This window comes from Paludisphaera sp. (genome assembly GCF_037189885.1).
GTDB lineage: Bacteria > Planctomycetota > Planctomycetia > Isosphaerales > Isosphaeraceae > Paludisphaera.
On sequence record NZ_JBBCIR010000101.1, the window covers coordinates 1 to 5575 of the forward strand.

At 68.8% G+C, this 5575-nt stretch carries 3 protein-coding genes and 2 pseudogenes; 3 read left to right on the top strand and 2 right to left on the bottom strand.

Annotated elements, in window-relative coordinates:
• Nucleotides 1-171 precede the first annotated feature (171 nt).
• Together WG209_RS23260 and WG209_RS23265 are read right to left on the bottom strand one after the other, a co-directional pair.
• Nucleotides 172-1018: pseudogene (locus WG209_RS23260) on the bottom strand (IS5 family transposase).
• Between the two features lie 59 nt (nucleotides 1019-1077).
• On the bottom strand, nucleotides 1078-1497 hold the full coding sequence (locus WG209_RS23265; RefSeq protein ID WP_337177496.1) for a hypothetical protein: 420 nt from the start codon (nucleotides 1495-1497) through the stop codon (nucleotides 1078-1080).
• A gap of 821 nt (nucleotides 1498-2318) precedes the next feature.
• Between WG209_RS23265 and WG209_RS23270 the strand changes: the two genes are divergently transcribed.
• The 3 genes and pseudogenes from WG209_RS23270 (at nucleotide 2319) to WG209_RS23280 (ending at nucleotide 5257) form a co-directional block, all read left to right on the top strand.
• The gene (locus WG209_RS23270) at nucleotides 2319-2645 is read left to right on the top strand and encodes a hypothetical protein (RefSeq protein WP_337177497.1); all 327 of its coding nucleotides are present in this window, start codon (nucleotides 2319-2321) and stop codon (nucleotides 2643-2645) included.
• A gap of 208 nt (nucleotides 2646-2853) precedes the next feature.
• Nucleotides 2854-3849 (top strand): transposase, encoded by a 996-nt coding sequence (locus tag WG209_RS23275; protein WP_337177498.1) that lies wholly within the window; start codon nucleotides 2854-2856, stop codon nucleotides 3847-3849.
• Between the two features lie 254 nt (nucleotides 3850-4103).
• Nucleotides 4104-5257, top strand: a pseudogene (locus WG209_RS23280) (IS701 family transposase).
• The last annotated feature ends 318 nt before the right edge of the window (nucleotides 5258-5575 follow it).

Sequence of the window (5575 nt, forward strand, 5' to 3'; positions counted from 1 at the left end):
GGAGGACCTGGACCCGGTTGCGTTGCCGTCGGGTGAGCGGCCCGTCCTCCCGCTTGATGAGGTCGGCTCTTTGTTCGTCGGTCAGTTGCACCACATGTCGCTTCGTCATTGGCCCTCCTCCTGGCGGGCCAGAATATCGGAACAGGCGTTAGAAACCAATGCGGTCTACCACTAGGTTCTGTCCGGTGAATCGTAAACCTTGAAGCAGCGACGGATCATGGCCAGCTCGACCATCGCCAGGAAGTTCACCGCCAGCCTCTCGTGGCGGGTCGCCAGGCGGCGGCACTCCTCGAGCCAGCCGACGCACCGCTCCACCACGTTGCGACGCCGATACGCCTCCTTGTCGAAGTGCGGATTCCGCCGCTGGTCCTTGCGGGTCGGGATCACCGCCTTGATCCGGCGGCGACGCAGATAGCGGCGGATGCGCCGGTAGCTGTACCCCTTATCCCCCGCCAGTCGCCTCGGGCGACAGCGGGGCCGTCCCCGCCCGGGGCGCTTGATCCGCACCGCCTCGAGCACCGGCTCCAGCGACTTGGACTCGTGGGCCTGGCCGGCGGTGATCACCGCCGAGAGGGGCAGGCCGCCGCCGTCGACGACCAGGTGCGGCTTCGTGCCGAAGCCGCCTCGGGAACGGCCGAGGGCGTGGTCGGCCGGCTCGTCGGGGACCTTTTCCCCCCCCGGCCCCGGCCGCCGCCCGGCCGGCTCGGATGTTCGTGGCGTCGACGCACCAGAGATCATGGTCGATCTTCCCCCGCTCGTCGAGCCGCATGTGCAGCCGCTCCAGGACGCGGTCGAAGGTGCCGTCGGCCCGCCACCGGCTCAGGCGGTCATGGACCGACTTCCACTTGCCGTAGCGTTCGGGAAGCTCACGCCACTGGGCCCCGGTGTGCAGGGTCTAGCGGATGCCGTTGAGCGCCGTCAGGTGGTCGTTCCACTGCCCGCCGGGCTTTCCGTCGGCCGGCAAGTGGTCCTCGATGGAAGCGAACTGCTCGGCAGTCAGCTCGTAGTGGCGGGTCATGTCGGCCTCCGAGTCCCAGGGCCCTCCATCGTAATAACTTGCGATTCACCGGACAGAACCTACGCGGCGGTGTACTTGGCTCGGTTGTCCTTGTGGTCGAACTCAGGTCCGATGGCCACGTAGAGGGGGCGGCCCCACCCCTTGAAGGCGGCGCCGATCCTTCGGATGTTCTCGTCCCGTTCGCCCGAGAGGATCTCTCGGACCGTCTTCTTGTCCGGCAAGCTGAAGTGGACGGCCAGGACGCCACCTTCCCCGACCAGGGCGGCGTTCCTTGCGAAGAACGACGTATCCCCGTTGAACTCGTACCAGAAGACGCCGCCCGCCGGAGTGTCCCCGGTCAGGCGGCGATACGACTGATAGTTGTCGCAGCCGAGGAGTACGAGCATCTTGCCGGGCGGGGGGTCGAACTTCCCCCTCACGACTTCCCGCTCGCCGGCCGTCGCCATGCCCGGTGGTGCGAAGATGAGAGTGATCGCCAAGAAGGCCCAGACTCGGCCCCGTGTGATCATCGTCATAAAAGTGTCACCGAAGAGATTCTCGGCGGTTCCGTGAGAATCCAGGCTTCCGCCCGTCGCAGACGCTCCGGCGAGATCCCCGCCGCCCAGACCACTCTACTCGCGGCATTATGCAAGTCGACAAGACCTAATGGAGCCTCGTGTTCACTCCCAGCCGGAATCATTTCACGAGCGGGGTAGCGGGCGCATGGCGAGACCGAGGGGAAAAATCCCAAATGAGCACGAGCCGATCATCGGCGTCTTCGCCGCCCGGCTGCGGGAGGCGCGGCTGTCTCGGGGGCTGACGCAGGCCGGCCTGGCGAACCGGGCGGTCGTCACCCCGACCTACATCGCCAAGCTGGAGGGGGCGAAAGAGGTCGCCGGCATCGAACTCGTGGCCCGACCGGCGAAGGCGTTGGGCACGAGCATCGCCGACCCCTACCGAGGAGAGTGCCGCCTCCCTGTTTCTGTCGAAGCAGCAAGCGGGCAAGCTCGGCGAGGAAAGCGGCGGACAGGGACACTTTGTTGATGCTGGTGCCGCTGCTGGCCAGGCTGCTGGAGTCGCCAACCGGGAGGCGATGATCGCCCGGCAAGACGTGCTGTACCTCGGCTAATCTGAACTGCGGGTACGACGGAATTGGGCCCACGGCCACGGGACCCAAGCCCGGCTTCGGCGGGCCTCGCGGTCCCAGCCAGACGCCTGGACGTGCCGTCGCCGCCGGACAATGATATCGACAACCTGACGATCAACGGATGGGCCGGGCGAGGGCACCTGGGCCGCCGTAGGGTAGCCGTAGGAGGCCGGCATGGGCGGGGAGAGGGAAAGGTCGTGCCGCTACTGCGGCGAGCCGATCGACGAGGGGCGGGAGTTCGTCTTTCTCGTCGAGGTTCAAGAATTCGAGGAGCGGGTTGCCCCCATGGCCCTGGTCGAGGCGTCCGAGCACTACTACGGCGAGCCGCTGAGGACTTGCAAGGAGTGCCGCAACAGCATCGAGCAGAACCGTAGGGACATCGAGGAGAGGGAGGCGAGGGAGCGTGTATCTGCGGCGAGGATCTGGTCGGCCCTCAAGGCGATCGGCATCCTCCTGCTGCTCGTCTTGGTCGCCTTCGCCATCGCCGACCTGCGGAGGTGATGCCTGGCGGTGCGGGAGGCGGCGTCGCATGGCTCGCTTCCGACCGAGGACGCAGGTCCTTCGCCGTCCGTGTCCTCGTGGCACGTCTCAAGAAACCCGTTCTCGACCACGACGTAGCCCTAGCCGCCATCCAATTGCCATAGGAGTTACGCAGCAGTAGACATCGGGACAGATTGCGCGGCGGCCTCCCCGGCCGTAGGATCGGCGCATGAGCCGAGCCAAGTGCAGCGACGAGGACTACATCGACTTCCTGATCGCCACGCCGCGGGCGGCCAGCTGCTGCGAGGCCTCCCGGACCGGGCCGGAGCGCCCCGACCCGGCCGCGCACGACGCCTACACCCGGCTGCTCCACCGCCTGGAGCCCGACCCCGAGACGCTCTGGGCCGAGGTCGAGCCGCTGGTCCGCAGGGACGACGGCGTCCTGATCCTCGACGACTCCACGCTCGACAAGCTCTATTCCAGGAAGATCGAGCCGGTCCACCGCCACTGGTCGGGCAAGCATCGCAAGGTCGTCTGGGGCATCAACCTGATCAGCCTGGTCTGGTCCGACGGCGACCGCTGCATGCCGGTCGACTACCGGGTCTACGACGCCCCCGTCGACGGCCTGACCAAGAACGACCACTTCGCGGCCATGATCGCCGGGGCGGCCCGTCGCGGCTTCCGGCCGCGGGCGGTCCTCTTCGACAGCCGGTACGCCAGCCTGGCGAACCTGAAGCGGGTCCGCGGCCTGGGCTGGACCTTCCTCACGCGGTTGAAGTCCAACCGCCGCGTCGACCTCGACCGCGGCGGCTATCGCCCGATCTCGAAGGTCCCGATCGGCGACGGCGGGCTGGTGGTCCACATGGAGGGGTCCGGCCCGCTCCGCGTGTTCAAGGCGGTCTCCCGAGACGGGGACGTTGAATACTGGGCGACCAACGACCTCGCCATGGACGAGCTGGGCCGCCAGGCGCTGGCCGAGCGGTGCTGGGCCGTGGAGGAGTACCACCGGGCCCTGAAGCAGTGCTGCAACGTCGAGCGATGCCAGGCCCGGTCGGCCCGGGCGCAGCGGAACCATATCGGGATGGCGATCCGGGCGTTCGCCCGCCTGTCGTGGAGCTTCTACGCCACCGGCGTCAGCTGGTATGAGGCCAAGGCCGCCGTCGTCCGCGACGCCGTCCGCGCCTACCGGGCCCGGCCGCTCCACCGGATACCGCCTATCGCGTAAGTCCTATGCTACCTGGACGAGGGCAATTCCATACACTTCTTCCCCCGATCGCCGGATGTCCCGGTAGTCCGGCGGTCGCCCGAGTACTGCTCACGCCTCGACGTACCGCCCCAGCCCTTCGAGCCGACGTCGGGACTCCCTGAGCCGCTGGTGGACCCCTCCCTTGTAGCTACCGGCTGACGCCCGTCCGTCGTTAGTACTACAGTCGCGCATCGACTTGGTTTAGTCTGGGGACTCCTTCACGGAGGTCCCGAATGCCGATCGCCGACGTCGCGGCCGCCTGGCCGGAACGATTCGAGGAGCTGACCGGGCGGCTCGCCACGCGGTTCGGCCGCAGGGACCTGCGGCGGCGGGCCGAGGCGTATCTTCGCGGCCTGCTGGGCCGCGTCGATCGCAAGAACTCCTGGCAACTCGCCGAGTCCCTCGGCGACGCCACGCCGCACGGAGTACAGCGGCTCCTGGGCCGCGCGAGTTGGGACGCCGACGCCGTCGGCGACGACCTCCGCGCCTACGTCGTGGACCGCCTCGGCGAGCCCGACGGCGTCCTGATCGTGGACGAGACCGGCTCCTCAAGAAGGGGGCGAAGTCGGCCGGCGTGCAGCGGCAGTATTCCGGCACGGCAGGCCGGAACGAGAACTGCCAGGTCGGCGTCTTCCTGGCCTATCGCTCGGGCCGCGGGGCCGCCTTCCTCGACCGGGCCCCCTACCTGCCGAAGTCGTGGGCCGGGGACGCGGCCCGCCGCCGCGAGGCCGGCGTCCCGGAGGAGGTCGCCTTCGCGACCAAGCCCGAGCAGGCCCGGGCCATGCTGAGGCTCGCCCTGAAGGCCGGGACGCCGGCCGCGTGGGTCACGGCCGACGAGGTCTACGGCTCCGACTACAAGTTCCGCGGCCTGATCGAGCGGCACGGGCTCGGCTACGTCGTCGCGGTCTCCTCGGCCCAGCGGCTGTTCCTCGGCGGCTTCCACGGCCGCGCCGACGCCCTGGCCGCCGGGCTGCCGGCGGCCGATTGGCTCCGCCTCAGCCGCGGGGCCGGGACGAAGGGCCAGCGGCTCTACGACTGCGCCTTCGTCGAGTTCCCCTTCCAGTCCGACGAGGCGTGGACCAAGGGCCTGCTCGTGCATCGAGCGATCGCCGAGCCTCAGGAGCGGGCGTTCTACCTCTGCCGATGTCCCAAGGGGACGACCGTGGAGGAACTGGCCCGCGTGGCGGGCTGCCGCTGGGCGATCGAGTCGGCCTTCGAGCAGGCCAAGCAGGAGGTCGGCCTGGACGACTACGAGGTGCGGAGCCGGGCCGGATGGCACCGGCACGTGACTCTGTCGCCGCTGGCCCACGCCTTCCTGGAGGTCCCGCGGGCCGAGGCGGCCCCGCCGCCCCCAAAAAGAGGACGAGGGGGCGCCTCGCCGAGCTGATCCCGCCGACGGTCCCCGAGGTCCGCCGCCTGCTCACGCGTCTCGTCTGGCCGGTCGCCCGCGACGCGGACCATTGGCTGGACTGGTCGCGGTGGCGGCGACGCCATCAGGCCGAGGCCATGCGATGCCACTACCGGAGCCGCGGCCATTCGCCGTGAACCAAAGCGCGACAGTAATACTAGTGGTAGACCGCATTGGTTTCTAACGCCTGTTCCGATATTCTGGCCCGCCAGGAGGAGGGCCAATGACGAAGCGACATGTGGTGCAACTGACCGACGAACAAAGAGCCGACCTCATCAAGCGGGAGGACGGGCCGCT